20 protein-coding genes are annotated in these 22,453 nt (G+C 63.7%); 5 read left to right on the forward strand and 15 right to left on the reverse strand.

The window, feature by feature from the left end:
• The first annotated feature begins 86 nt into the window (after positions 1 to 86).
• Positions 87 to 2,228: a PhoX family phosphatase gene (locus MKZ40_RS12370; protein WP_175089655.1), complete on the forward strand. Its 2,142-nt coding sequence runs from the start codon at positions 87 to 89 to the stop codon at positions 2,226 to 2,228.
• A 214-nt stretch (positions 2,229 to 2,442) separates the two neighbouring features.
• On the opposite strand, the gene ppk1 is transcribed toward MKZ40_RS12370, so the two are convergent.
• Positions 2,443 to 4,728 carry a polyphosphate kinase 1 gene (gene ppk1, locus MKZ40_RS12375; protein ID WP_175089654.1) on the reverse strand — a complete coding sequence of 762 codons (2,286 nt, stop codon included), beginning with the start codon at positions 4,726 to 4,728 and terminating at the stop codon, positions 2,443 to 2,445.
• 48 nt (positions 4,729 to 4,776) lie between these two features.
• Positions 4,777 to 5,796 carry a porphobilinogen synthase gene (gene hemB, locus MKZ40_RS12380; protein WP_175089653.1) on the reverse strand — a complete coding sequence of 340 codons (1,020 nt, stop codon included), beginning with the start codon at positions 5,794 to 5,796 and terminating at the stop codon, positions 4,777 to 4,779.
• Between the two features lie 444 nt (positions 5,797 to 6,240).
• Here hemB and elbB point away from each other — a divergent pair, with 444 nt between their 5' ends.
• Positions 6,241 to 6,921: an isoprenoid biosynthesis glyoxalase ElbB gene (gene elbB, locus MKZ40_RS12385; RefSeq protein ID WP_175089652.1), complete on the forward strand. Its 681-nt coding sequence runs from the start codon at positions 6,241 to 6,243 to the stop codon at positions 6,919 to 6,921.
• A 193-nt stretch (positions 6,922 to 7,114) separates the two neighbouring features.
• Here the strand turns inward: elbB and tatC are convergent, their stop codons facing one another.
• From tatC to MKZ40_RS12450, 13 genes are all read right to left on the reverse strand, one after another.
• Positions 7,115 to 7,906 (reverse strand): twin-arginine translocase subunit TatC, encoded by a 792-nt coding sequence (gene tatC, locus MKZ40_RS12390; RefSeq protein ID WP_175089651.1) that lies wholly within the window; start codon positions 7,904 to 7,906, stop codon positions 7,115 to 7,117.
• Complete coding sequence (gene tatB / locus MKZ40_RS12395) at positions 7,906 to 8,304, reverse strand: Sec-independent protein translocase protein TatB (RefSeq protein ID WP_175089650.1); 399 nt, start codon at positions 8,302 to 8,304, stop codon at positions 7,906 to 7,908. Before tatB ends, tatC begins: the two co-directional genes overlap by 1 nt.
• A gap of 5 nt (positions 8,305 to 8,309) precedes the next feature.
• Entirely contained in the window at positions 8,310 to 8,564 is a 255-nt protein-coding gene (gene tatA, locus MKZ40_RS12400) for a Sec-independent protein translocase subunit TatA (protein WP_043332981.1), read from the reverse strand.
• Positions 8,565 to 8,673: 109 nt separating this feature from the next.
• A complete protein-coding gene (locus MKZ40_RS12405) occupies positions 8,674 to 9,009 on the reverse strand; it encodes a phosphoribosyl-ATP diphosphatase (RefSeq protein WP_175089649.1) in 336 nt (111 codons plus the stop codon).
• Between the two features lie 202 nt (positions 9,010 to 9,211).
• On the reverse strand, positions 9,212 to 10,840 hold the full coding sequence (ubiB, locus tag MKZ40_RS12410) for a ubiquinone biosynthesis regulatory protein kinase UbiB (protein WP_175089648.1): 1,629 nt from the start codon (positions 10,838 to 10,840) through the stop codon (positions 9,212 to 9,214).
• Positions 10,837 to 11,505, reverse strand: a complete 669-nt coding sequence (locus tag MKZ40_RS12415) for an SCP2 sterol-binding domain-containing protein (RefSeq protein WP_175089647.1) — start codon at positions 11,503 to 11,505, stop codon at positions 10,837 to 10,839. Before MKZ40_RS12415 ends, ubiB begins: the two co-directional genes overlap by 4 nt.
• A 7-nt stretch (positions 11,506 to 11,512) precedes the next feature.
• A complete protein-coding gene (gene ubiE, locus MKZ40_RS12420; protein ID WP_043332974.1) occupies positions 11,513 to 12,259 on the reverse strand; it encodes a bifunctional demethylmenaquinone methyltransferase/2-methoxy-6-polyprenyl-1,4-benzoquinol methylase UbiE in 747 nt (248 codons plus the stop codon).
• Between the two features lie 147 nt (positions 12,260 to 12,406).
• A complete protein-coding gene (locus MKZ40_RS12425) occupies positions 12,407 to 12,766 on the reverse strand; it encodes a DUF971 domain-containing protein (RefSeq protein ID WP_043333080.1) in 360 nt (119 codons plus the stop codon).
• A gap of 336 nt (positions 12,767 to 13,102) precedes the next feature.
• A complete protein-coding gene (gene hslU / locus MKZ40_RS12430) occupies positions 13,103 to 14,428 on the reverse strand; it encodes an ATP-dependent protease ATPase subunit HslU (RefSeq protein WP_175089645.1) in 1,326 nt (441 codons plus the stop codon).
• A gap of 1 nt (position 14,429) precedes the next feature.
• Entirely contained in the window at positions 14,430 to 14,951 is a 522-nt protein-coding gene (gene hslV, locus MKZ40_RS12435) for an ATP-dependent protease subunit HslV (protein WP_043332970.1), read from the reverse strand.
• 331 nt (positions 14,952 to 15,282) lie between these two features.
• Entirely contained in the window at positions 15,283 to 15,948 is a 666-nt protein-coding gene (locus MKZ40_RS12440; RefSeq protein ID WP_175089644.1) for an SPOR domain-containing protein, read from the reverse strand.
• Positions 15,949 to 15,951: 3 nt separating this feature from the next.
• Positions 15,952 to 17,637 (reverse strand): arginine--tRNA ligase, encoded by a 1,686-nt coding sequence (argS, locus tag MKZ40_RS12445; protein ID WP_175089643.1) that lies wholly within the window; start codon positions 17,635 to 17,637, stop codon positions 15,952 to 15,954.
• Positions 17,638 to 17,877: 240 nt separating this feature from the next.
• Positions 17,878 to 20,136: a primosomal protein N' gene (locus MKZ40_RS12450; RefSeq protein WP_282627912.1), complete on the reverse strand. Its 2,259-nt coding sequence runs from the start codon at positions 20,134 to 20,136 to the stop codon at positions 17,878 to 17,880.
• A gap of 240 nt (positions 20,137 to 20,376) precedes the next feature.
• Between MKZ40_RS12450 and rpmE the strand changes: the two genes are divergently transcribed.
• The 3 genes from rpmE (at position 20,377) to MKZ40_RS12465 (ending at position 22,372) form a co-directional block, all read left to right on the forward strand.
• Positions 20,377 to 20,589, forward strand: coding sequence for a 50S ribosomal protein L31 (gene rpmE, locus MKZ40_RS12455; RefSeq protein ID WP_054556509.1), 213 nt, complete (start codon positions 20,377 to 20,379; stop codon positions 20,587 to 20,589).
• Between the two features lie 24 nt (positions 20,590 to 20,613).
• Positions 20,614 to 20,928 carry a hypothetical protein gene (locus tag MKZ40_RS12460; RefSeq protein ID WP_175089642.1) on the forward strand — a complete coding sequence of 105 codons (315 nt, stop codon included), beginning with the start codon at positions 20,614 to 20,616 and terminating at the stop codon, positions 20,926 to 20,928.
• A 175-nt stretch (positions 20,929 to 21,103) separates the two neighbouring features.
• Positions 21,104 to 22,372: a malic enzyme-like NAD(P)-binding protein gene (locus tag MKZ40_RS12465; RefSeq protein WP_043333076.1), complete on the forward strand. Its 1,269-nt coding sequence runs from the start codon at positions 21,104 to 21,106 to the stop codon at positions 22,370 to 22,372.
• Positions 22,373 to 22,453: the final 81 nt, after the last annotated feature.

Here is a 22,453-nt window from a genome sequence, read left to right on the forward strand (position 1 = left end):
TCGCGTATCACTCTTGTTGCCTTCGGCATGCACTTGCGGGGCATGCCTGAACAGAACAACCCGAAACCTGACTACGGTGAAGCGACATGAGCAAGGAAATCGAAGACCATCGCCTGCTTAATCCCAGCAGCAACGAGACATTCTCATCTGTCATCGAGCGACACATCTCGCGTCGTCGTGTCTTGCAGGGTGGCCTTGGCATGGCGGCTGCCAGCATGCTCGGTGGTTTCGGTCTTGCGGGGCTGAGCACCACGGCCAACGCCGCCAGCAACGAAGCGGGCAAGAAGACGCCGCTGGCGCTGGCATTCGAGTCCATCAAGGGGTCACGCACGGATGCCGTCGTGGTTCCCAAGGGATATACCGCACAGGTGCTGGCGCCGTGGGGCACACCGCTCAATGCCAAGGCACCCGAGTGGAGCAAGGATTTGGCGATGACGCCGGATATCCAGCTCAACACCGTCGGCATGCATCACGATGGCATGCACAACTTCGCCTTGAGCGACGACACGGCCTCCAGCAACTTCCTGCTGGTCATGAACAACGAATACATCGATCAGGATGCTCTGTGGGCGCCCAAGGGCGGCGCGACCAATGCGGATTCCGGCAAGCGCCCGGTCGATGAAGTGCGCACCGAGATCAACGCCCACGGCGTGACAATCGTCGAGGTCAGGAAGGACAGCAACGGCAAGTGGGAAGTGGTGGGTGATTCGCGCTACAACCGTCGCTACACCAGCGCCAGTGAAATGAAGCTGAGCGGCCCGGTGGCGGGAAGCGATTACGTCAAGACAGCCTTCTCGCCGGATGGCATGCGCACCCGTGGTACCAACAACAACTGCGCCAACGGCTACACCCCGTGGGGCACCTACCTGACCTGCGAAGAGAACTGGCCGGGTTACTTCGTCAAGCGCAGCGATCGTCAGCTCGATGACAACCGTATCGGCATCGAGACCGAGCGTGGCCGCTATGGCTGGGAAACTGCCGCTGGAGATGCCAGTGAAGTCGAAGGCGAATTCGCGCGTTTCGACAACACGCCGACGGCAGACAGCGCCGACAAGGATTACCGTAACGAACCGCGGACCTTCGGTTATATCGTCGAGATCGACCCCTACACCGGCGAGCAGGCCATCAAGCGCACCGCGCTGGGCCGCTTCCGTCACGAGGGCTGCTGGCCGGGCAAGCTGGTCGAGGGGGAGCCGGTGGTCTTCTACTCCGGTCACGATTCGCGCAACGAGTACATCTACAAGTTCGTGTCAGACGCCAAGTGGGACGCCGCTGATGCGCGTGGCGCCGGTGACTTCAAGGACCGCCTGGCGATCGGCGACAAGTACCTGGACAAGGGCACGCTGTATGTCGCCCAGTTCTCCGCCGATGGCACCGGCAAGTGGCTCAAGCTGACGCCGGAGGCCGTGACCAGGGATGGCCGCACCCTGGCCGAGGCTCTGGGGCTGGCGGCCGATGACCTGGCCGGTATCATCATCCATACCGTGGACGCGGCGGATCTGATGGGCGCCACGCCGATGGACCGCCCGGAGTGGGGCGCCGTCGACCCGGCTTCCGGTGAGGTCTACATGACACTGACCAACAATTCCAAGCGCACCGAAGAGGGGACCGCGGCTGCCTTCACCAATGACGGCAAGACCATCGAGGAGCCGGGAGTCGGTTACAGGACGGCGCCGACCAATGCCGCCAATCCGCGCGGTGACAACGAGGCGGGACAGATCATCCGCTGGCGCGAGGCAGGGGATCACACCGCCTTCGATTGGGAGATCTTCGTGTTCGGTGCAGCGGCCAGTGATGCCGACAATCTGTCCGGCCTGACCGAGATGAATGAATTCGCCAGTCCGGATGGCCTCTACTTCGACGAACGTGAGGACGAGCAGGGCATCCTGTGGATCCAGACGGACAACGGCTACGCCGGTGTGGCGGATGCCACCAATGACCAGGTGTTGGCCGTCGTGCCGGCCACGCTTCAGCAGGCTGAAGGGGATGCTGCCGTGATCGGTGCCGATAACCAGGCACACCTCAAGCGCTTCGCGGTTGGCCCGAACGGCTGTGAAGTGACCGGCATCTTCGCGACCCCTGACAGGACGGCGTTGTTCGTCAATATCCAACATCCCGGCAACTGGCCGCAGAGTATGGATGCGACTGCCGAAACTGACGGCAGTGTGCGCCCGCGCGCCGCGACCGTCGTCATCCAGCGGGAAGATGGTGGCAAGATCGGCGTCTGATACCCGTGACTGATCCGATGTGAAAGCGAAGCCCCCGTATCGATGATATGGGGGCTTCTTGCATGCGTCTGATCGTCGGTCCCGCCTTGCACAGCCTTGGGGGGATCAGAAGGAGGAGCAACGACAACGGCCCTCCACGCAAGCGTGAGGGCCGAGAGTTCAGTTGGCCGTGTGTGCTGCTACCTGAGGGGGGGCTGGCGTGAGCAAGTCGTGATCAGGCCTTGGCAGCGTAGGCGAACAGCAGGGTTTCCTGCACGCTGATCGGCTCCGCGTCGCCGGCATCCAGCTGGGTGTAGTGACCATCGCTTTCCAGGCGCCAGCTCTGGCAGTTGTCGACCAGGTAGGTGTCCAGGTCCTTGCGGATACGCTGGGCCAGCTTCTTGTCGAGCAGCGGGAAGCAGGTCTCGACACGATGGAACATGTTGCGTTCCATGTAATCCGCACTGGAGCACCAGGTTTCCGGCTGACCGGCATTGTGGAAGTGGAAGGTGCGCGTGTGCTCGAGGAAGCGACCGATCACCGAGCGTACGCGGATGTTGTCGGAAATCCCCGGCACACCCGGACGCAGACAGCAGACGCCGCGAATGATCAGGTCACACTGCACGCCAGCACGCGAGGCACGGTAGAGGGCGCGAATCAGCTTGGGCTCGGTCAGTGAATTGCATTTGACGATGATGTGGGCTCGCTTGCCTTTCTCGGCGTTGCGCGCTTCACGGTCGATCATCTCCACCATGCGCTCATGTAGCGTGAAGGGGGCGTGCAGCAGCTTCTCGATATCGCGCTGCTTGCCCATGCCGGTCAGCTGCTGGAAGACCTTGTGGACGTCCTCGCACAGTGTCTCGTTGGCGGTCAGCAGGCTGTAATCGGTATAGAGACGCGCCGTCTTGGCATGGTAGTTACCGGTGCCCAGGTGCGCGTAGTGACGCAGCTCGCCGTGTTCACGTCGCACGATATGCAGCATCTTGGCGTGGGTCTTGTAGGCCATCACGCCGTAGATGACGATGGCGCCGGCTTCCTGCAGGCGTGAGGCCAGCTGCAGATTGTCGGCCTCATCGAAGCGCGCCCGCAGCTCGATCACCACGGTGATTTCCTTGCCCTGACGTGCGGCTTCCACCAGCGAGGAGACGATGTTGGAGTCGGCGCCGGTGCGATAGAGGGTCTGCTTTATGGCCAGCACGTTCGGGTCGCGCGCCGCCTCGGCGAGCAGGTTCTCGACCGGGGAAAAGGACTGGAAGGGGTGATGCAGCAGGATGTCCTCGCGACGGATCGCATCGAACAGGCTGTTGTCGCCCTTGAGCGCCTTGGGGATGCCCGGGGTGAACGGGGCATAGAGCAGGTCCTCGCGGCCCACGTCGCCGATGACTTCCATCAGGCGGTTGAGGTTGACCGGGCCCTTGACCTGATAGAGGTCACGCGTCTCCAGATCGAACTGCTTGAGCAGGAAGGTATAGAGCGCTTCCGGGCAGTTGTCGGCCACCTCGAGACGCACCCCATCGCCGTAGCGGCGCGCCAGCAGCTCGCCACGCAGCGCGGAGGCCAGGTCGGAGACATCCTCGGCATCCACCGAGAGATCGGCGTTGCGAGTCAGGCGAAACTGATAGCAGCCCTTGATCTTCATGCCCGGGAATAGCTCCTGGGCATGAGCGTGGATCATCGAGGACAGGAAGACGTATTCGGTGTAACCCGGTTCGACGAGGCCATCCGGGATGCGGATCAGGCGCGGCAGCGAGCGCGGGGCCGGCAGGATGGCCAGGCCACCTTCACGACCGAAGGCATCCTTGCCTTCCAGTTCGACGATGAAGTTGAGGCTCTTGTTGACCAGGCGCGGGAACGGGTGCGACGGGTCGAGACCGATCGGGCTGATGACCGGCTGGATCTCTTCCTCGAAGTAATCGCGTACCCAGGCCTTCTGCGCGTCGTTCCATTGATTGCGGCGACGGAAGCGGATGTGCTGCTCTTCCAGCGCGGGGATCAGGTCCTCGTTGAGCATGCGGTACTGGCGTTCGACCTGCTCATGCGTGATGCGGGACACCTCATCGAGCACCTTGCTCGGCAGCATCCCGTCACAGCCGGGGTCGGTACGATCGAAGGCGATCTGATGCTTGAGGCCCGCCACGCGAATCTCGAAGAACTCGTCCATGTTGGACGTGAAGATCAGCAGGAACATCAAGCGGTTGAGCAGCGGATGCGAGGTATCCTTGGCCTGTTCGAGTACGCGGATGTTGAACTGCAGGTTGGACAGCTCGCGATTGAAGTACAGCGCCGGATCGGCGAGGTCGGCCTCGGGGGAGGGAGTGGCCTTGGCATGGATACCGGTACGCGTCCGGTTGACGCGCAGGGGCAGTGGTTCCTGAGCCGGCGGCTCATCCGCCACCAGCTCGATCTCGCCTTCCCGTGGAATGGATGCTGCCTTGGGGGCAGCATCCCTGTCGCGGCTGTCAGCGACTCCCGGCAGGGTCGCCGTGGTGTTGTCGGTATCTTGCTTGGGCGTCTGTTCCATCATCAACTCCATGATCCCGGTCAGCCGCTTCCGCAATGGCCGGGGTTGTCAAAGGCGGTTTTTCTCCGCCAGCAGTTCCGCGGCCCGGCGGGCAAAATAGGTGAGAATGCCGTCGGCACCCGCACGCTTGAAGCACATCAGTGATTCGAGAATGACCTTGTCGGCGTCCAGCCAGCCGTTCTGGAAGGCGGCCATGTGCATGGCGTACTCGCCGCTGACCTGGTAGGCGAAGGTCGGCACTTCCAGTTCGCGCTTCACACGCGTTACCACATCAAGATAGGGCATGCCCGGCTTGACCATCACCATGTCAGCGCCCTCGGCGATGTCCATCGCCACCTCATGCAGGGCCTCGTCGCTGTTGGCCGGGTCCATCTGGTAGGTCTGCTTGTCGGCCTTGCCCAGATTGCCGCTCGAACCGACTGCGTCACGGAACGGGCCGTAGTAGTTGGAGGCGTACTTGGCCGAGTAGGCCATGATGCGCGTGTTGATCAGACCTTCCTGTTCCAGCATGGCGCGGATGGAGCCGATGCGGCCGTCCATCATGTCGGAGGGCGCGATGACATCGGCACCGGCTTCCGCGTGTGACAGCGCCTGCTTGATCAAGGTCTCGACGGTGCGGTCGTTGAGCACGTAGCCGTCTTCGTCGAGGATACCGTCCTGACCGTGAACGGTGTAGGGATCGAGCGCGACATCCGTGATGACGCCCAGCTCCGGCAATGCTTCCTTCAAGGCGCGCACGCAACGCTGCACCAGGCCGTTGGCGTTGTAGGATTCTTCGGCATACAGCGTCTTGGCCTCGGCATCGACCACCGGGAAGAGTGCGATGGCCGGCACGCCCAGCGCGTGGACGGCGCGGCATTCTTCGACCATGAGGTCGATGGACAGGCGCTCGACGCCCGGCATGCTGGGCACGGTTTCACGACGCTGGGAGCCTTCGAGAACGAAGACCGGCAGGATCAGATCATCAGCCGTCAGCTGATTTTCACGCATCAGCCGGCGAGAGAAGTCGTCCTTGCGCATACGGCGCATACGAGTCGCAGGAAACTGGCGCGGGGTATGTTGGCTCAAGAAATGCTCTCCGGATCAGAGGCTCCGGTTCCGTGAGGGACGCTGGAAGTCTAAGTCTATCATGTTTCAATGATATGACAGATCAGGCAGCACCCCCAGCACCGAAGGCGATGGGGTTGGCCGGGCAAGTAGCGGCACGGATCATTCGAGTATATCAGTGCAGACACGCCACGGCAGGGCATGGCATGGGACAGGGTGTCGCGTCCCGTGCATGGCCATCTTGCCCGCTCGCCCCCAGCCACGCCCTTGAGGTGTGGCTATGTCGCCCATAGTCTTGGGGCATCGGAGTGACGACTTCCCACCCTGTGCGGGCTGCAGGGACGGCATGCTCTTGCCCGCAGGCTCCCTCTCATATGAGGCTTGCCTGATGCTGATTCCTGTACGACTCTGTCACTTCTGACCTGCCGGCAGTCGCCGGGCAGTTCACCGTCAATGGAGTAACACATGACCAAGCAGGTAGCCCTGATCCTTTCCGGTTGCGGTGTCTTCGATGGCTCCGAGATCTATGAAACTACCCTGACGCTGCTGCGTCTCGATCAGCTGGGCATAGCCTATGAGTGCTTTGCACCGGATGTCGCGCAGCATCACGTGATCAATCATGGCACTGGCGACGAGATGAAGGAGGCCCGCAACGTGCTGGTCGAGTCCGCACGTCTGGCACGTGGCAAGGTGCGCCCGCTGGAAGAGTTGTCTGCGGACGACTTCGATGCGCTGATCCTGCCCGGTGGCTTCGGCGCCGCCAAGAATCTGTGTGACTTTGCCGTCAAGGGAGAGGACCTCGAACTCGTCGCTGGCCTGCAGGAGGCCGTGCAGCCCTTCCATGCGGCCGGCAAGCCGATCGGCGTGATGTGCATCGCGCCGGTGATGGTGCCCAAGCTGCTGGGTGAGGGCATCTCGGTCACCATCGGCAACGATGCCAGTATCTCAGGGGCGATCAGTGCCCAGGGTGGCCTGCACAAGAGCTGCGAGGTGACGGGCATCGTCGTCGATGCCGCCAACCGTGTTGTCACCACCCCGGCCTATTTGCTGGCGGAGCGTATCAGCGAAGCGGCCCAGGGCATTTTCAAGCTGGTCGAGCGCATCGATAGCTGGATCGAGGACGACAAGGCGCGTGCCGCCGACTAGGACTGATTTCGACACGCCGGTGCATGTGTCGTGATAGCGCGCGCCTGCTGCGAGCAAGACCCTTGAATACACAAGGCCTTCAGAAACAGAAAGCCCCGCCGGAGACTCGGCGGGGCTTTCTGTTTTGGTGCTCTATTCTGGTGCCCAGTTCCAGAACCCGCATTATTGGAAACACGATTGCAGGCAGCTGCGTTCAGGGCGTTTCCTGCGATGCCTCATCGTCCGAGGCCGCACGACGGCGCTTGAAGAGGCGCGAGGCCAGAATGCCGACCTCGAACAGCAGCCACATCGGAATCGCCAGCAGGGACTGCGAGATCACATCCGGCGGTGTCAGCAGCATGCCCACCACGAAGCAGGCGATCACGATATAGGGGCGCTTCTTGCTCAGCGCCTCCACCGTGGTCGCGCCGGTCCAGATCAGCAGGAAGGTGGCGATGGGAATCTCGAAGGCGACCCCGAAGGCGAAGAACAGCTTGAGGACAAAATTCAGGTACTGATTGATGTCCGTCATGATCGCCACGTTCTCGGGGCCCGTGGTGGTGAAGAACTGGAACAGCAGCGGGAAGACGACATAGTAGGCGAAGGCCGCACCGGCATAGAACAGCAGGATGCTGGAAGCCAGCAGCGGCAGCGCCAACGCCTTCTCGTTTTCATAGAGGCCCGGCGCGATGAACGCCCAGGCCTGATAGAGCACGGCGGGAATCGCCAGGAACAGCGCCACCACCAATGTCAGCTTGAAGGGCGCCAGGAAGGGCGAGGCCACTTCGGTGGCGATCATCTGCGACCCCGGTGGCAGCAAGGCCATCAGCGGTTCGGCGACATACAGGTAGATCTGGTTGGAGAAGCCGTACAACGCGGCGAAGACCACCAGCACCACCAGGGTGGCGCGCAGCAAGCGCGAGCGTAGCTCGATCAGGTGTTCGATGAGCGGCGCGTGAGCAGCGCCGCCCTGACCACCTGATGGTGAGGCATGTGGATCACTCATCAGGAACGTGGCTCTCGTGATTCACGGGTGTCGGAAGCAGTGCTCGGCTCAGTGGCCGGCGCACCATTCTCGGCAGGGCGGGGGCTGGGTTCAGCGCCGGAAGCACCTGCATCGCGGGGCGAGCTGGACTCGGTGATGCCGAGCTCGACATCGCGTGCCTCGTTGCGCGCATGAGCGAGCGTCTCATCGAGCTGCTTCTTCTGCTCGTTGAGCGTCTGACGCAGTTCCTCGGCTTCCAGCTGGGCACTGATTTCCTGCTGAATGTCCGAGACACTGCGCTTGATGCGTCCCAGCCACAGACCCGCAGTGCGGGCGGCCCGGGGCAGACGCTCCGGGCCGAGCACGATCAGCGCCAGCAGCGCGATCAATGCCAGTTCAAAAAAGCCGATATCGAACATGCGGGTTACGAGCGCTTGTCAGCGGTATCGCGGCTCTCGGCCTCGACATCGATGGTGTCGCCACGCTTTTCCTCATGCGCGACCTTCTGCTGGGCAGTCGGCTCGTCGCTCTTCTTCTCTTCTTCCTTCATCGCGCCCTTGAAGCCCTTCACGGCACCGCCGAGATCAGAGCCGACGTTGCGCAGCTTCTTGGTTCCGAAGATCAGGATGATGATGCCGAGCACGATGAGAAGCTGCCAGATACTGATGCCACCTAACATGGGGAATTCTCCATTTGGGCCGCTGACACCGGGTCATTGGGCCTTGAGACTTGCAGGGTGCTGGCACCTCTGCCGGAAAGCCGGCTTGCGCCGGAAGAATACGGGTCCTTCACTGGCCGCGAGCGGCCTTTTCATCATGGCCGGAAACACCGAAGCGGCGCGCCAGCTCATCCAGCACTTCCTGATGATCCAGCCCCAGATGTGACAGCATGACCAATGAATGGAACCACAGGTCAGCGGTCTCACCGATCACGGCACGCTGCGAGTCCACGTCGTCGTGAGCGAAATCCTTGGCGGCCAGTACGGTTTCGGTCGCCTCTTCGCCAATCTTCTCCAGTACCTTGTTGAGGCCCTTGTGGTGCAGGCTCGCGACATAGGAGGAGGTCGGGTCAGCGTCGCGCCGTTCTGCCAGTACCCCTGACAGACGGTTGAGAATATCACTCATGAATCATCATTCCTGAAAGCTTGGGTCTTGCGTTAAATCATCGAGTTCTGCGCTGACGGCACGCCTTGCACGGCAAACGGCACGGCGTGGGCAGGCGACTAAGGATGCAAGTGTTATGTGTCATTCATATTGCACTGCGTCCCATGGGGCGGCAAGTTTCGTTGCGCGCCGGGCCAGACCGGCCATCATGACTGCCTGCGGGCTAGCGCCACAGCAATAACACGATTCCCAGTCCCGCGCCCACCAGTACTGCCACGGGCTGGGTCTCCGCCCAGGCCATCAGGGGCTGCCAGCCGAAGGCACCGGCCACCAGCAGCAGGCCCGCACGCAGTCGCCAGCTGGTGCTCGAAGCGTGGTTGACCCGGTCGCGCAGCGTGGTGATGGCCTCTGTCTGACGCTGACGGGCGCGATGCTCGTCCTCGATGCGTTCCATGGCCTGGAAGGCCATCGCCGGCAGCTGTGGCAGCTGATGCGACAGCTCCGGTGCCTGCTTGACCATCTCGGCCCAGAACGCCTTGGGGCCGGCGCGCTCTTTCATCCAGCGTTCCAGGTAGGGGCGGGCGGTGGCCCACAGGTCGAGGTCCGGATACAGCTGGCGGCCGAGGCCCTCGATGTTGAGCAGGGTCTTCTGCAACAACACCAGCTGTGGCTGGACTTCCATGTTGAAGCGGCGCGCGGTCTGGAACAGCCCCAGCAGGACCTGGCCGAAGCTGATGTCCTTGAGCGGCTTCTCGAGAATCGGCTCGCAGACGGCGCGGATGGCGGCGGCGAATTCGTTGGCGCGCGTGCCTTCGCCGACCCAGCCGGACTCGATGTGCAGCGCCGCGACCTCGTAGTAATCCTGGCGGAAGAAGGCCAGCAGGTTGCGGGCCAGATAGTCCTGGTCCTCGCGGGTCAGGCTGCCGACGATGCCGCAGTCGATGGCGATGAACTGCGGGTCGTGCGGGTTCTCGCGCGAGACGAAGATGTTGCCGGGGTGCATGTCGGCGTGGAAGAAGTTGTCGCGGAATACCTGGGTGAAGAAGATCTCCACGCCGCGCTCGGCCAGCTTCCTGAGGTCGGTGCCCTGCGCGGTCAGCTCCTCGATATCGGCGACCGGGATGCCGCGGATACGTTCCTGCACCATCACGCGGCGGCGCGTCAGTGGCCAGTGGATGGCCGGGACGTAGAGCAACGGCGAGTCGAGGAAGTTGCGCTTGAGCTGGGAGGTGTTGGCGGCCTCCTTGTGCATGTCGAGCTCGTCGAACAGCGTCGCTTCGTAGTCGGCGACGACTTCGACCGGGCGCAGGCGACGGGCTTCCGGCGAGACCTTCATCAACAGTCGCGCGAACAGGTAGAGCAGGCCGATATCCTTGCGCATCACTTCCTCGATGCGCGGCCGGATGACCTTGACCACCACATCCGAGCCATCGTGCAGGCGTGCGGCATGTACCTGAGCGATGGAGGCCGACGCCAGGGGCTGGGCCTCGAATTCGGCGAAGGCTTCGTCGACCGACATCTCGAGTTCCTGCTCGACCAGCTCCCGTGCGACCTGGTTCTCGAACGGCGGCACCTGATCCTGCAGGCGCTTGAGTTCGTCGGCGATGTCCGGCGGCAGCAGGTCGCGGCGTGTCGAGAGCATCTGGCCGAACTTGATGAAGATCGGGCCGAGGGCCTCGAGCGCCAGGCGCAGACGCTCGCCACGCGTGCGTCTGCCGATGGGGAACAGACGCAGCGGAGACAGCTTGAGCAGCGGGCGCAGCAGGGCCGGTACGCGCCCCGGTGGCACCAGGTCGTCGAGGCGGTAGCGGGCGATGACCCACAGGATGCTCAGCAGGCGATAGAGTCTCACGACGGCTGGCACTCCCGCTCGGCAGGTTGATGAGAGGTGGCGGCCTCGAGATGACGGCGCAGCCGCGCCAGACGCGCTTCGGTGCGATCCAGACACTGGGTCAGCTCGGTCAGCTCGTCGCGTGCGACCCGCATCTGCGCCTGGCCGGGCAGCCAGCGCGCTTCCTCGGTGAGGTACTCGCGCAGGTCCAGCTCCAGCTCGCGGCGGCTGATCAGGCCGAAGCGCCCGAGGCTGCGCAGGCCGTTGGCCAGGCTATGGCCGGGGGCTTCGCCGAACCACTCACTGAGCGCGCCTTCCCAGTCCAGGTCGAGGTCCATCACCAGGTCACGGGCGCTTTCCAGCAGATGGATGCGGCCACGCACGGCGAGGCGGCCCTCGAACATCAGACGCTCGATGGATTCACCGGACAGCAGGGCGGCGGCGGTCTCCATGTCGAGCTCCACCACCACATCGCCATCGCTCTCGTTGGCCTGGGGCAGGCGCAACAGGTGCAGGCCCTGCAGGTCGAAATGCACCAGCAGGTCAAAGGCGGGGCGTTCGACACGCACCAGCAGGCGTCGGCCTGCCAGTGCATTCAGGCGCGACGTCGAGGCCGGGTCGCGAGCAAGCAGCTGATTCAGCGTCCGCTCAGCGGTCGCCAACAGCAGGGGGGTCAGCAATGCCATGACAGCCTCAGAGCTTGATACCGCGGTGCAACGCGACGATGCCGCCCGTCAGGTTGGTGTACTCGACGCGCTCGAGACCGGCCTCTTCCATCATGCCGGCCAGCGTCTTCTGGTCGGGGTGCATGCGGATGGACTCGGCCAGGTAGCGGTAGGAGTCGGCATCGCCGGCGACCATCTCGCCCATCTTAGGCAGCAGCCGGAAGCTGTACTGGTCATAGGCGGTAGAGAGCAGCGGATTGACCGGCTTGGAGAATTCCAGCACCAGCAGACGTCCGCCCGGCTTGAGGATGCGTTGCATGGAGCGCAGGGCCTTGGCCTGGTCGGTGACGTTGCGCAGCCCGAAGGCGATGGTGATGATGTCGAAGGTGTTGTCCGGGAAGGGCAGGGCTTCGGCGTTGGCCTGCACGTATTCGACGTTGCCGCCGACGCCACGGTCGAGCAGCTTGTCGCGGCCGACGTTGAGCATCGAGGCATTGATGTCGGCGAGCACCACGCGGCCTTTCGGGCCGACCAGACGCGAGAACTTCAGCGTCAGGTCACCGGTGCCGCCGGCGATGTCCAGCACCGACTGGCCGGGGCGGGCGCCGGCACGCTCCAGGGTGATGCGCTTCCACAGACGGTGGATGCCGAACGACATCAGGTCATTCATCACGTCGTACTTGGCGGCGACACTGTGGAAGACATCCGCGACGCGGCCTGCCTTCTCGTCCACGGCAACTTCCTGATAACCGAAGTGAGTCGTACGCTTGTCCATGACTTCCCCTGTTGTGACGCCGCCGTGGCGACGTCAGCACAATATGGTGAGCTTTCGCAGTGGCTCGATTGTAACCGCTGGCCAGCGGGCTGTCTTTTGGCAAGACGTCGACTCGGACATCTTGCCGCGCCCAGTGGCAACAGTGGCTTACAGCTGGTTGAGCGGAATGCCCAGTGGCTCGCGCGAGGCGCCGGCCTCTTCCAGCTGGCGCAGGTAGTAGGCCCACATGGCGTCGCGGCGATTGGCCAGTTCCCACAGGTATTCCCAGGTATACAGGCCGCTGTCATGGCCATCATCGAAGTGCAGCTTCAGCGCGTAGCGGCCGCTCTGGGTGATGTTGGTCAGCCCGACGTAGCGCATGCCGACCTGCAGGGTTTCCTGGCCGACGCCGTGGCCACGCACTTCCGCCGACGGCGACATCACGCGCAGGAATTCGGTGCTCAGGCGGAAGCTCTGGCCATCGGCGTAGCCCAGTTCCAGTTCGCGCTCTGACTTGTGGTAGTGCACGCGCGTCGGTACCGGGGCCTCTTCGCCATCACGGGCATGGCGCTCGTTGAGGCGGTAGTCGCGCTGCTGGCCGCTGCTATCAGCGTCGTGGGACGCGGCGGCGTCCCTGGGGGTGTCGTGGCTCATCGGGGGATCCTCGGGCTTGCATGCCGCGCGGTGGCGCAGGGCGGCATGGCGAAGGCAGATAGGCGTCGAGCGCGGCGCTTGGCCGGTCGATGTGTCTTGTGCGCATGATGCACTGACGCCCGATCCGGGCCAAGCCGGATCGGGCGTCAGAAGTCCCCTCAGGAGCGGAGCTGGCTTCCATGAGGGGCTGTCAGGCGCGTGAGCGTGTCGTCAGAGGATGTAGCGCGACAGGTCTTCATCACGCGCCAGATCACCCAGACGGGCATCGACGTAGGCGGCATCGACCTTGAGTTCACCGGGCTGATCGCCACCCTCGTAGGAGATCTCTTCCAGCAGACGCTCCATCACGGTGTGCAGACGGCGGGCGCCGATGTTCTCGGTGCCTTCGTTGACCTGGTAGGCGATCTGGGCGATGCGCTCGATGGCATCGTCCGCGAAGCTCAGCTCGACGCCTTCGGTCGCCAGCAAGGCCTTGTATTGACGGATCAGGGCGGCGGACGGCTCGGTCAGGATGCGCTTGAAGTCTTCCGGCGTCAGGGCGTTGAGCTCGACACGGATCGGCAGACGGCCCTGCAGCTCCGGAATCATGTCCGACGGCTTGGACAGGTGGAAGGCACCGGAGGCGATGAACAGGATGTGGTCGGTCTTGACCATGCCGTGCTTGGTGGAGACGGTGGAGCCTTCGATCAGCGGCAGCAGATCGCGCTGCACGCCTTCACGGGACACATCGCCACCACTGCCGGATTCGCCACGCTTGGCGACCTTGTCGATCTCGTCGAGGAAGACGATGCCGTTCTGTTCGACGGCCTCGATGGCACGGCTCTTGAGGTCTTCATCGCTGACCATTCTGGCCGCTTCTTCCTCGTGAACCAGCTTGAGCGCTTCCTTGACGGTGATGCGACGGCTCTCTTTCTGCTGCTTGCCCATGTTGGAGAACATGGACTGCAGCTGGCTGGTCATCTCTTCCATCCCCGGCGGGGTGGCGAAATCGAGAGTCTGGCTGGCCGGGCTCAGCTCGATATCGATTTCCTTGTCATCCAGCTGACCTTCGCGCAGCTTCTTGCGGAACATCTGGCGCGTGCTGCTGTTGTTGGCGGCAGCGTCGTACTCTTCGCCACGCACACGCGGCAGCAGGGCGTCGAGGATGCGCTCTTCGGCGGCATCTTCGGCCTTGTCGCGCACTTCCTTCATGGCGTCTTCGCGCACCAGCTTCATCGCGACCTCGACCAGGTCGCGGATGATGGATTCCACGTCACGGCCGACGTAGCCGACCTCGGTGAACTTGGTCGCCTCGATCTTGAGGAAGGGCGCGCCGGCCAGCTTGGCCAGACGACGGGCGATCTCGGTCTTGCCGACACCGGTCGGGCCGATCATCAGGATGTTCTTCGGCGTGACTTCCGGACGCAGATCGTCATCGAGCTGCATGCGGCGCCAGCGGTTGCGCATGGCAACTGCCACGGCGCGCTTGGCTTCAGGCTGGCCGACGATGTGCTGGTCGAGGGCGTTGACGATTTCCTTCGGGGTCATCTGGGACATCTCAGGACAGCTCCTCGATGATGGCATTGTGGTTGGTGAAGACGCAGATATCGGCCGCGATGGAGATGGACTTCTCGGTGATCTCGCGGGCGGAAAGCTCGGTATTCTCGATCAGGGCGCGGGCAGCGGCCTCGGCGTAGTTGCCGCCGGAGCCGATGGCCAGCACGCCGTGCTCGGGCTCGACCACGTCACCATTGCCGGTGATGATCAGGGAGGCATGCTTGTCGGCGACCACCAGCATGGCCTCAAGCTTGCGCAGGGCGCGGTCTGAGCGCCACTCCTTGGCAAGCTCCACGGCGGACTTCACCAGCTGGCCCTGATACTTCTCGAGCTGCGCTTCGAAGCGTTCGAACAGCGTGAAGGCATCGGCGGTACCACCGGCGAAACCGGCCAGTACCTGATTGCGATACAGACGACGCACCTTGGCGGCGTTGCCTTTCATGACAGTGTTGCCAAGGGATACCTGGCCGTCACCAGCCAGGGCGACCTGGCCGTTGCGACGCACGGAGACGATCGTGGTCATGGATAACTCCTGAGAGAGCATGCCGGCGATTGGAATAAGGTGAACGGGGCCGGGCATGGCATTTCTGGGCAGACGAGGCCGTGGCCTCGTCGCGTAAAACGGGTGGTGATCGTCAGCCTGGCGCTTGCCACTGCTTGCCGCGATCCTGCGCCGCCTGACGGGCGGCACGCGGGCCTGATATCTCACCGGAATGCTGTAGATGGGGGCGCCGATACGGGTTTCAAGTCATCGGCGACTCAGCGTTGACTGCGACCGGCCCTGGTCTGCGCCCTCATGCAACGGGCCCGCTCAAAAATGAGCGGGCCCGTCTGTCGCAAGGCTCACGCCTGGCTTACTGCAGCTTGATCAACAAGGGCTCGATGCCCTGGGTGTTCATCAGGTCCTGGGCGCGATTGAGCTCGCGGGTGTCCTTGTAGGGGCCGACCTGCACCCGGTGCCAGACAGTGCCGCCGGAGGCATTGACGTCACTGACCTTGGCCAGCAGGCCAAGGTCCTTGAGCTTGCCGGCCAGCTTCCTGGCATCGCTCATCTCGCGGAAGGACGCCGCCTGCAACATGTAGTTGGTCAGCGAGGCCTCGGACTTCTTGGTGCTCTCGGCGCTGCCCGGACGCGGCGTGGACTTGTACTCATCCACCTTGGGCGCGATCACCTCGGTTTCCGGCAGCAGGGTGTAGAACTCGAAGGTCGGCATGTTGCCGGCGGACTCTTCGGGGGCTTCCTTCTGCTGCTGGTTGCCCTGTCTGGCGGTCTGCTGCCCGCTCTGTTGTCCGTTCTGCTGCCCGCTCTGCTGAGTGTTGGCCTTGGGAACGATGGCCGCGACCGGCAGACGCGGAGCCTGTTTCTCGAAGTACTGCGCGAGAGCGAAGCCGGCGATCAGACCGATGATGCCCCACAGCCAGCCGGGCAGTCCACGGCTCTGGCTGGCAGCGGGTTGCCGACGGGGGCTCGCCCCCTGACGGGAGGCGGGCTTCTTGTTGGCGGGGCGGCGAGCAGCCATGGCTTACATCTCCTCGGGAGCGCTGACACCCAGCAGGGCCAGGCCGTTGCGGATGACCTGTGCGGTCGCCAGACCCAGCGCCATGCGCGCATTGCGGGTCGCGTCGTCCTCGACCATCACCTTCACCGCGTTGTAGCAGGTGTGGAAGTCGGAGGAGAGGTCCTGCAGGTACTGGGCGACCTGCTGCGGCTCGCGCACCTTGGCGGCGTGGGCGACGACGTCCGGGAACTGCGCCATGCGATTCATCACGGCCTTTTCCTGGTCGCTGGTCAGCAGGGTGAGCTGCGCCATGGCCAGGGCTTCGTCGAAGGGCTTCTCTTCGCGGCTGGCCTTGCGCAGCACGCTGTGCACGCGGGCGTGAGCGTACTGGATGTAGTAGACCGGGTTGTCGTTGGACTGGGAGCGCGCCAGGTCGATGTCGAAGGTCAGCTGGGAGTCGGCGCGACGTGCTGCCAGGAAGTAGCGGGTCGCGTCGCGGCCGACTTCCTCGATCAGGTCGCGCAGGGTCACGTAGCTGCCGGCACGCTTGGACAGCTTCACTTCCTCGCCGGAGCGCATCACGGTGACCATCTGGTGAAGCACGTAGTCCGGCCAGCCCTTGGGGATGTCCGCCTGCAGGGCCTGCAGTCCGGCACGCACGCGGGTCACGGTGGAGTGGTGATCGGCACCCTGCTCGTTGATGACCTGGGTGAAGCCACGCTGCCACTTGTCGAGGTGGTAGGCGACGTCGGGCAGGAAGTAGGTGTAATCGCCGTCACGCTTGCGCATCACGCGGTCCTTGTCATCACCGAAGTCGGTGGTGCGCAGCCACAGGGCACCATCGTCTTCATAGGTGTAGCCGTTGTCGACCAGGCGCTTGACGGTCTCTTCGACCTTGCCGTCACGGTATAGCGAGGACTCGAGGAAGTAGACATCGAATTCGACGCCGAAGGCCTTGAGATCGAGATCCTGTTCATGGCGCAGATAGGCGACGGCGAAGACGCGGATGGCCTCCAGGTCATCGGGGTCCGCGGCGCCGGTCACCTGCTTGCCATCGGCTTCGACGGTGTCGCCGGCCATGTAGGAGGCGGCCAGTTCGCTGATGTAGTCACCGCGATAGCCATCGGCCGGCCAGCTGGCGTCATCCGGGCCCAGGCCCTTGGCGCGTGCCTGGACGGAGAGTGCCAGATTGTTGATCTGGGCGCCGGCGTCGTTGTAGTAGAACTCGCGGGTGACATCGTGGCCGGTGGCGGCCAGCAGGCGGCACAGTACGTCGCCGACTGCGGCACCGCGGCCGTGACCGACGTGCAGCGGACCGGTCGGGTTGGCGGAGACGAACTCGACCTGCACCTTCTCGCCGGCACCCACGTCGCTGTGACCGAAGCTGTCGCTTTCGCTGAAGATGCGACGCACGATGTCGGCTACCGCACCAGTGTCAGCGAAGAAGTTCAGGAAGCCGGGGCCGGCGATCTCGACCTTGGAGACGGCATCGGAGGCCGGCAGCGCCGCGATCAGCTTCTCGGCCAGATCGCGCGGCTTCATGCCGGCGGCCTTGGACGTCATCATCGCCAGATTGCTGGCGTAGTCGCCGTGGCTCTTGTCCTTGGTCGGGTCGACCTTGATCTGCGGGCTGGCGTCGGCGGGCAGGGTGCCGTCGGCCTTGAGGGTTTCCAGGGCCTGGCCCAGCAGTTCGATGATCGTCTCTTTCATGGAATATCGGTCTCTTCACGGCTCGGGTCGCACCGCGTGCCATACAGCAGGCGGTTGCAGGCATCAGGCCTGCGGGCAATGGGGGAGTGCGGATGTCGCTGCACGATGGCGGGCATTATCACCGATCCTGGGGCTTGCATAAACCGTCGTGATCAATCGCGCCGTATTCCGCGCCCTGCAGGGATAGTGGTCAGTTCATCGCAAGCGGCGTGCGGGGCTGTCACGCCGCTGACGATGAACTCACGCCATGCCGATGGGATCGACATCCAGCGACCAGCGCAGGCGGCGCGCGTCGCGGTCCTGCTCGCAGAGTGTCACCAGCCAGGCCGCCGCTTCATGCAATGGGCCGCGTTTCGCACAACGCAACAGCAATTGGGCGTGATAGCGATTCTGGCGACGCTCCATCGGCGCGGGCACCGGACCGAGGCAATCCACCTTGAGGTTGGCAGCCTCGAGGTGCTGGCGCAGGGCGCCACCCACCTTCAACAGCCACTGCTCGACCTGCTGCTGGTCGCTGGCCTCGGCGCGCAGCAGCGCCAGATGGCTGAACGGCGGTAGCTGGGCGATGCGGCGCTCCTCGAGCAACTCCCCCGCCAGCTGCGGGTAGCCTGCCTGAATCAGCGTCAGCAGGTTGGGGTCTTCCGGGTGGCGCGTCTGGATCAATACCTCACCGGGGCGCTCGGCGCGTCCGGCACGCCCCGCGACCTGCACCAGCAGCTGTGCGGACTGCTCAAGTGCGCGGAAGTCGGCGGCATAGAGGCCGCTGTCGGCGTTGACCACCACCACCAGGGTGACGTGGGGGAAGTGGTGGCCCTTGGCCAGCATCTGGGTGCCGACCAGCAGGCAGGGTTCACCACGCCGGATCACCGCCAGCGCCTCGCTCATGGCGTCCTTGCGCTGGGTGCTGTCGCGGTCGATGCGCAGCACCGGCACGTCGGGGAATTTCTCGCCGAGCAGCTCTTCGGTACGCTCGGTGCCCGTCCCCTGCGGGCGAACGTCGCCACTGCCACAGGCCGGGCAGGCGTCCGGCAGCGGGCGGGTGCGCTCGCAGTGGTGGCAGGTCAGCTGGGGCGGATGACGATGCAGAGTCATGCAGGCATCGCAGTTGTCGCATTCGGCAATCCAGCCGCAGGCATGGCAGGTCAGGGTCGGCGCGAAGCCGCGTCGATTGATGAATACCAGCACCTGATCGCCTTGGGCGAGGCGCTTCTCGATCGCTTCCAGACTCTGGGTCGAGAGACCGCCCAGCGTCATGCGGCCGCGCAGGTCGACGGGGTGCAGGCGGGCCGGCTGACTGCGTCCGGCGCGCTTGAGCAGATGCAGATGCGTGAAGCGCCCCTCGCGTGCATGGCGCAGGCTCTCAAGAGACGGCGTGGCGCTGCCGAGCACCACTGGTATGCCTTCCTGCTTGCCGCGCACCAGCGCCAGATCGCGGGCGTGATAGCGCAGGCCGTCCTGTTGCTTGAAGGAGCCGTCGTGCTCCTCATCGACGATGATCACGCCGAGTCTGGCCATCGGCGTGAAGATGGCGGAGCGGGTACCGATCACGATTCGCGCCCGGCCGCTGCGGGCGGCTTCGAAGCCATCGAGGCGTTCGCCATCGCTGACGCCGGAGTGCAGCATCACCTGCGGCACACGGAAGCGTCTGCGGAAGCGCTCCAGCGTCTGGGGTGTCAGGCCGATCTCGGGCACCAGCACCAGCGCCTGGCCGCCGCGGTCCAGCACCGCCTCGATCAGCTGCAGGTAGACCTCGGTCTTGCCGGAGCCGGTCACGCCCTCCAGCAGTGTGGGTGAGAATTGACTCAGACCGTCGTGCAGACGCGAGAGGGCGCGGCCCTGTTCATCATTGAGGACAAGGTTGGGTTCGGCGAGCACGCCCTTGCTGGCCTGCTCCGGCGTGGCGCCGGTCACCGGCTCCTCGCGGGATTCGATGTAGCCGCGACCGCGCAGGGTTTCCAGCTGCTGGCGGGTGAATCCCTGGGCGGTGATGGCGCTGTGCACCAGGCCATGACGATGCTGAGCGAGCAGCTCCAGCAACGCGATCTGGCGGGTGGCTCGCCCCAGGCTTGCCGGCTCGGTGGCGCGGCCCTTGTCGGTCAGCGTCCAGCGCTCACGGGTACGCGCCTCCAGGGCGCGCCCCTGACGCAGCAGCGAGGGCATCGCCTGGGCGAAGGTGTCGCCGAGCGAGTGCTGGTAATAGCGCGCGGTAAACTGACATATCCACAACCAGTCGGCCGGCAGCGGTTCGTCATCGATGACTTCGCTGACAGGCTTGAGCTTGTCGATGGGGAAACTTGAGTCGCTGCGCAGCTCGGCGATCACCCCGACCAGCTGGCGACGCCCGAATTCGACGCGCACGCGCAGGCCCACCTGCCAGCCGTGGCGGGGCGGCTGGCGGGATGGCAGGTAGTCGAACAGATCGCGCAGCGGGCCGGGAATCGCGATGCCCAGCACACGTCCCGGCAGGTGAGTCGCAGTCTTGTCGGTAGTGTCAGGCACGCAAGGTATCCGGATATGAGGTGATATGAGGCGTTCAGTAAAACGGGGATATGCCGTGGCACGCAGTCTACAAGGTGTTGCCCGCGATAAACGGCACAAAGTTTGGTCTTGCGGCAGATGACTGGTAAAATGCGCGGCCTTCCGTCGGAAACGGCGGAATGACCGGTTCAATCCAAAACCCGTGTACGGTGCCTGGCAAGTGATCAGGTGGCGGTGCACAGCGACCTGAGGTTACACATCATGAAACAGGGTATCCATCCGGACTACCAGCGCCAGACCGCAACTTGCTCCTGCGGCGCGCAGCACGAAATCGGTACCACTTCCAAGCAGACTTTCGCGCTTGACGTGTGCTCCGAGTGCCACCCGTTCTACACCGGCAAGCAGAAGCAGGCTACCACCGGTGGTCGTGTCGAGCGCTTCAACAAGCGTTTCGGTGCTGCCATCAAGCGCTGATACCTTCAGCTGCTTGTCGCTTTCATGGCGCTGCGCATCTTGCAGCGTCATGGACGAAAAACCCGCTCACGAGCGGGTTTTTTTGTGCCTGTCGTTCAGGCCGCTCTGAAGAGGGCCGCGACCACGACAGCTGATTCGAGATGCCCTTGCGAAGATGTCACCCCTGCGCTGCGCTTGCTGAAGGGAAAGATTGTTTCCGATCTGGCACTTTTTCTGCTCTGCCTCTGCATCAAGCGCGCCGGAATGGTGGGTTGCGTCGGTGAGCGGTCGAAAATCGAGGATCTTGCGCGAATCGTGGCGTCAACAAGGGTCGAAATCGACACGAAATCCTGTCAGTGATAAGGAAAGGTTTATGGCTGGACAGGGCATCCATAACGTTAGACGAATGGCTAAAACATTTTTTAAACAGTCGTTTTAAAGTCATGCATAACAGCAAGTTGCGTCGGTTGTTCAGAGGTGTCTTTTTCTATATTCTGGAGCAGCCAACCCCCCGCCAAAATACCGGATGACACGCATGTCTGATGCCATGAAGAAAGCAGCACTGCAATATCACGCCGAACCGATTCCCGGGAAGCTCTCCATCGAGCTGACCAAGCCGACCGAGACCGCCAAGCACCTGGCGCTGGCCTACAGCCCGGGCGTTGCCGAGCCGTGCCGCGAAATCGCCGCCGACCCGGAAAACGCCTACCTGTACACCGGCAAGGGCAACCTGGTCGCGGTCATCTCTGACGGGACTGCCATCCTTGGCCTGGGCAACCTGGGCCCGCTGGCTTCCAAGCCGGTCATGGAAGGCAAGGGCGTGCTGTTCAAGCGCTTCGCTGGCATCAACTCCGTCGATGTCGAAGTGGATGCGGAAAGCCCGCAGGCCTTCATCGACACCGTGCGTCGCATCCACACCACCTACGGTGGCATCAACCTGGAAGACATCAAGGCACCGGAGTGCTTCGAGGTCGAGCAGGCGCTGATCGAGCAGTGCAACATCCCGGTCTTCCATGACGACCAGCACGGTACCGCCATCGTCACCGCGGCCGGCATGCTCAACGCCCTGGATATCGCCGGCAAGAAGCTGGAAGACGCGCGCATCGTCTGCCTGGGTGCCGGCGCTGCCGCCATCGCCTGCATGAAGCTGCTGGTCGCCAGTGGTGCCAAGGTCGAGAACATCTTCATGCTCGACCGCAAGGGCGTGATCCACAGTGGCCGTGACGACCTGAACCAGTACAAGGCGATGTTCGCCACCGAGACCGAGCTGCGCACGCTGGACGACGCCATCGATGGCGCCGATGTCTTCGTCGGTCTGTCCGGCCCGAACCTGCTCAAGGCAGAGCAGCTCAAGAAGATGTCCGCCAATCCGATCGTCTTCGCCTGCTCCAACCCGGACCCGGAGATTCACCCGGATACCGCTCGCGAAGCACGCCCGGATGTCATCATGGCGACAGGTCGCTCTGACTACCCGAACCAGGTCAACAACGTGCTGGGCTTCCCGTTCATCTTCCGTGGCGCGCTGGATGTGCGTGCGACGCGCATCAATGAAGAGATGAAGCTTGCCGCCGTTCACGCTCTGAAAGATCTGGCGCGTGAGCCGGTCAGCCAGGATGTGCTGGATGCCTACGAGATCGACAGCCTTGAATTCGGCCCGGGTTACATCATCCCGACGCCGATGGACTCGCGTCTGCTCGAGCGTCTGCCTGCAGCCGTGGCCCAGGCGGCCATCGATTCCGGTGTCGCGCGCAAGCCGTACCCGGCGCACTACCCGCTGACCAGCACGGATCAGGTCTACGGTTAAGCGTCAGCGGTCGAATGGCCGGTTGGCGGCGTCGCTTGAGCGACGCAGGAAATGAAAAAGCCCTCGTCGGAGATTCCGGCG

It is taken from the genome of Cobetia sp. BMC6, from assembly GCF_029991385.1.
Lineage (GTDB): Bacteria > Pseudomonadota > Gammaproteobacteria > Pseudomonadales > Halomonadaceae > Cobetia.

Coding starts and splice junctions, on each gene's coding strand:
- MKZ40_RS12370 (WP_175089655.1), top strand. CDS start 87: ATGAGCAAGGAAATCGAAGACCATCGCCTGCTTAATCCCAGCAGCAAC.
- ppk1 (WP_175089654.1), bottom strand. CDS start 4,728: ATGGAACAGACGCCCAAGCAAGATACCGACAACACCACGGCGACCCTG.
- elbB (WP_175089652.1), top strand. CDS start 6,241: ATGACCAAGCAGGTAGCCCTGATCCTTTCCGGTTGCGGTGTCTTCGAT.
- tatC (WP_175089651.1), bottom strand. CDS start 7,906: ATGAGTGATCCACATGCCTCACCATCAGGTGGTCAGGGCGGCGCTGCT.
- tatB (WP_175089650.1), bottom strand. CDS start 8,304: ATGTTCGATATCGGCTTTTTTGAACTGGCATTGATCGCGCTGCTGGCG.
- tatA (WP_043332981.1), bottom strand. CDS start 8,564: ATGTTAGGTGGCATCAGTATCTGGCAGCTTCTCATCGTGCTCGGCATC.
- MKZ40_RS12405 (WP_175089649.1), bottom strand. CDS start 9,009: ATGAGTGATATTCTCAACCGTCTGTCAGGGGTACTGGCAGAACGGCGC.
- MKZ40_RS12415 (WP_175089647.1), bottom strand. CDS start 11,505: ATGGCATTGCTGACCCCCCTGCTGTTGGCGACCGCTGAGCGGACGCTG.
- ubiE (WP_043332974.1), bottom strand. CDS start 12,259: ATGGACAAGCGTACGACTCACTTCGGTTATCAGGAAGTTGCCGTGGAC.
- hslU (WP_175089645.1), bottom strand. CDS start 14,428: ATGTCCCAGATGACCCCGAAGGAAATCGTCAACGCCCTCGACCAGCAC.
- hslV (WP_043332970.1), bottom strand. CDS start 14,951: ATGACCACGATCGTCTCCGTGCGTCGCAACGGCCAGGTCGCCCTGGCT.
- MKZ40_RS12440 (WP_175089644.1), bottom strand. CDS start 15,948: ATGGCTGCTCGCCGCCCCGCCAACAAGAAGCCCGCCTCCCGTCAGGGG.
- argS (WP_175089643.1), bottom strand. CDS start 17,637: ATGAAAGAGACGATCATCGAACTGCTGGGCCAGGCCCTGGAAACCCTC.
- rpmE (WP_054556509.1), top strand. CDS start 20,377: ATGAAACAGGGTATCCATCCGGACTACCAGCGCCAGACCGCAACTTGC.
- MKZ40_RS12460 (WP_175089642.1), top strand. CDS start 20,614: ATGGCGCTGCGCATCTTGCAGCGTCATGGACGAAAAACCCGCTCACGA.
- MKZ40_RS12465 (WP_043333076.1), top strand. CDS start 21,104: ATGTCTGATGCCATGAAGAAAGCAGCACTGCAATATCACGCCGAACCG.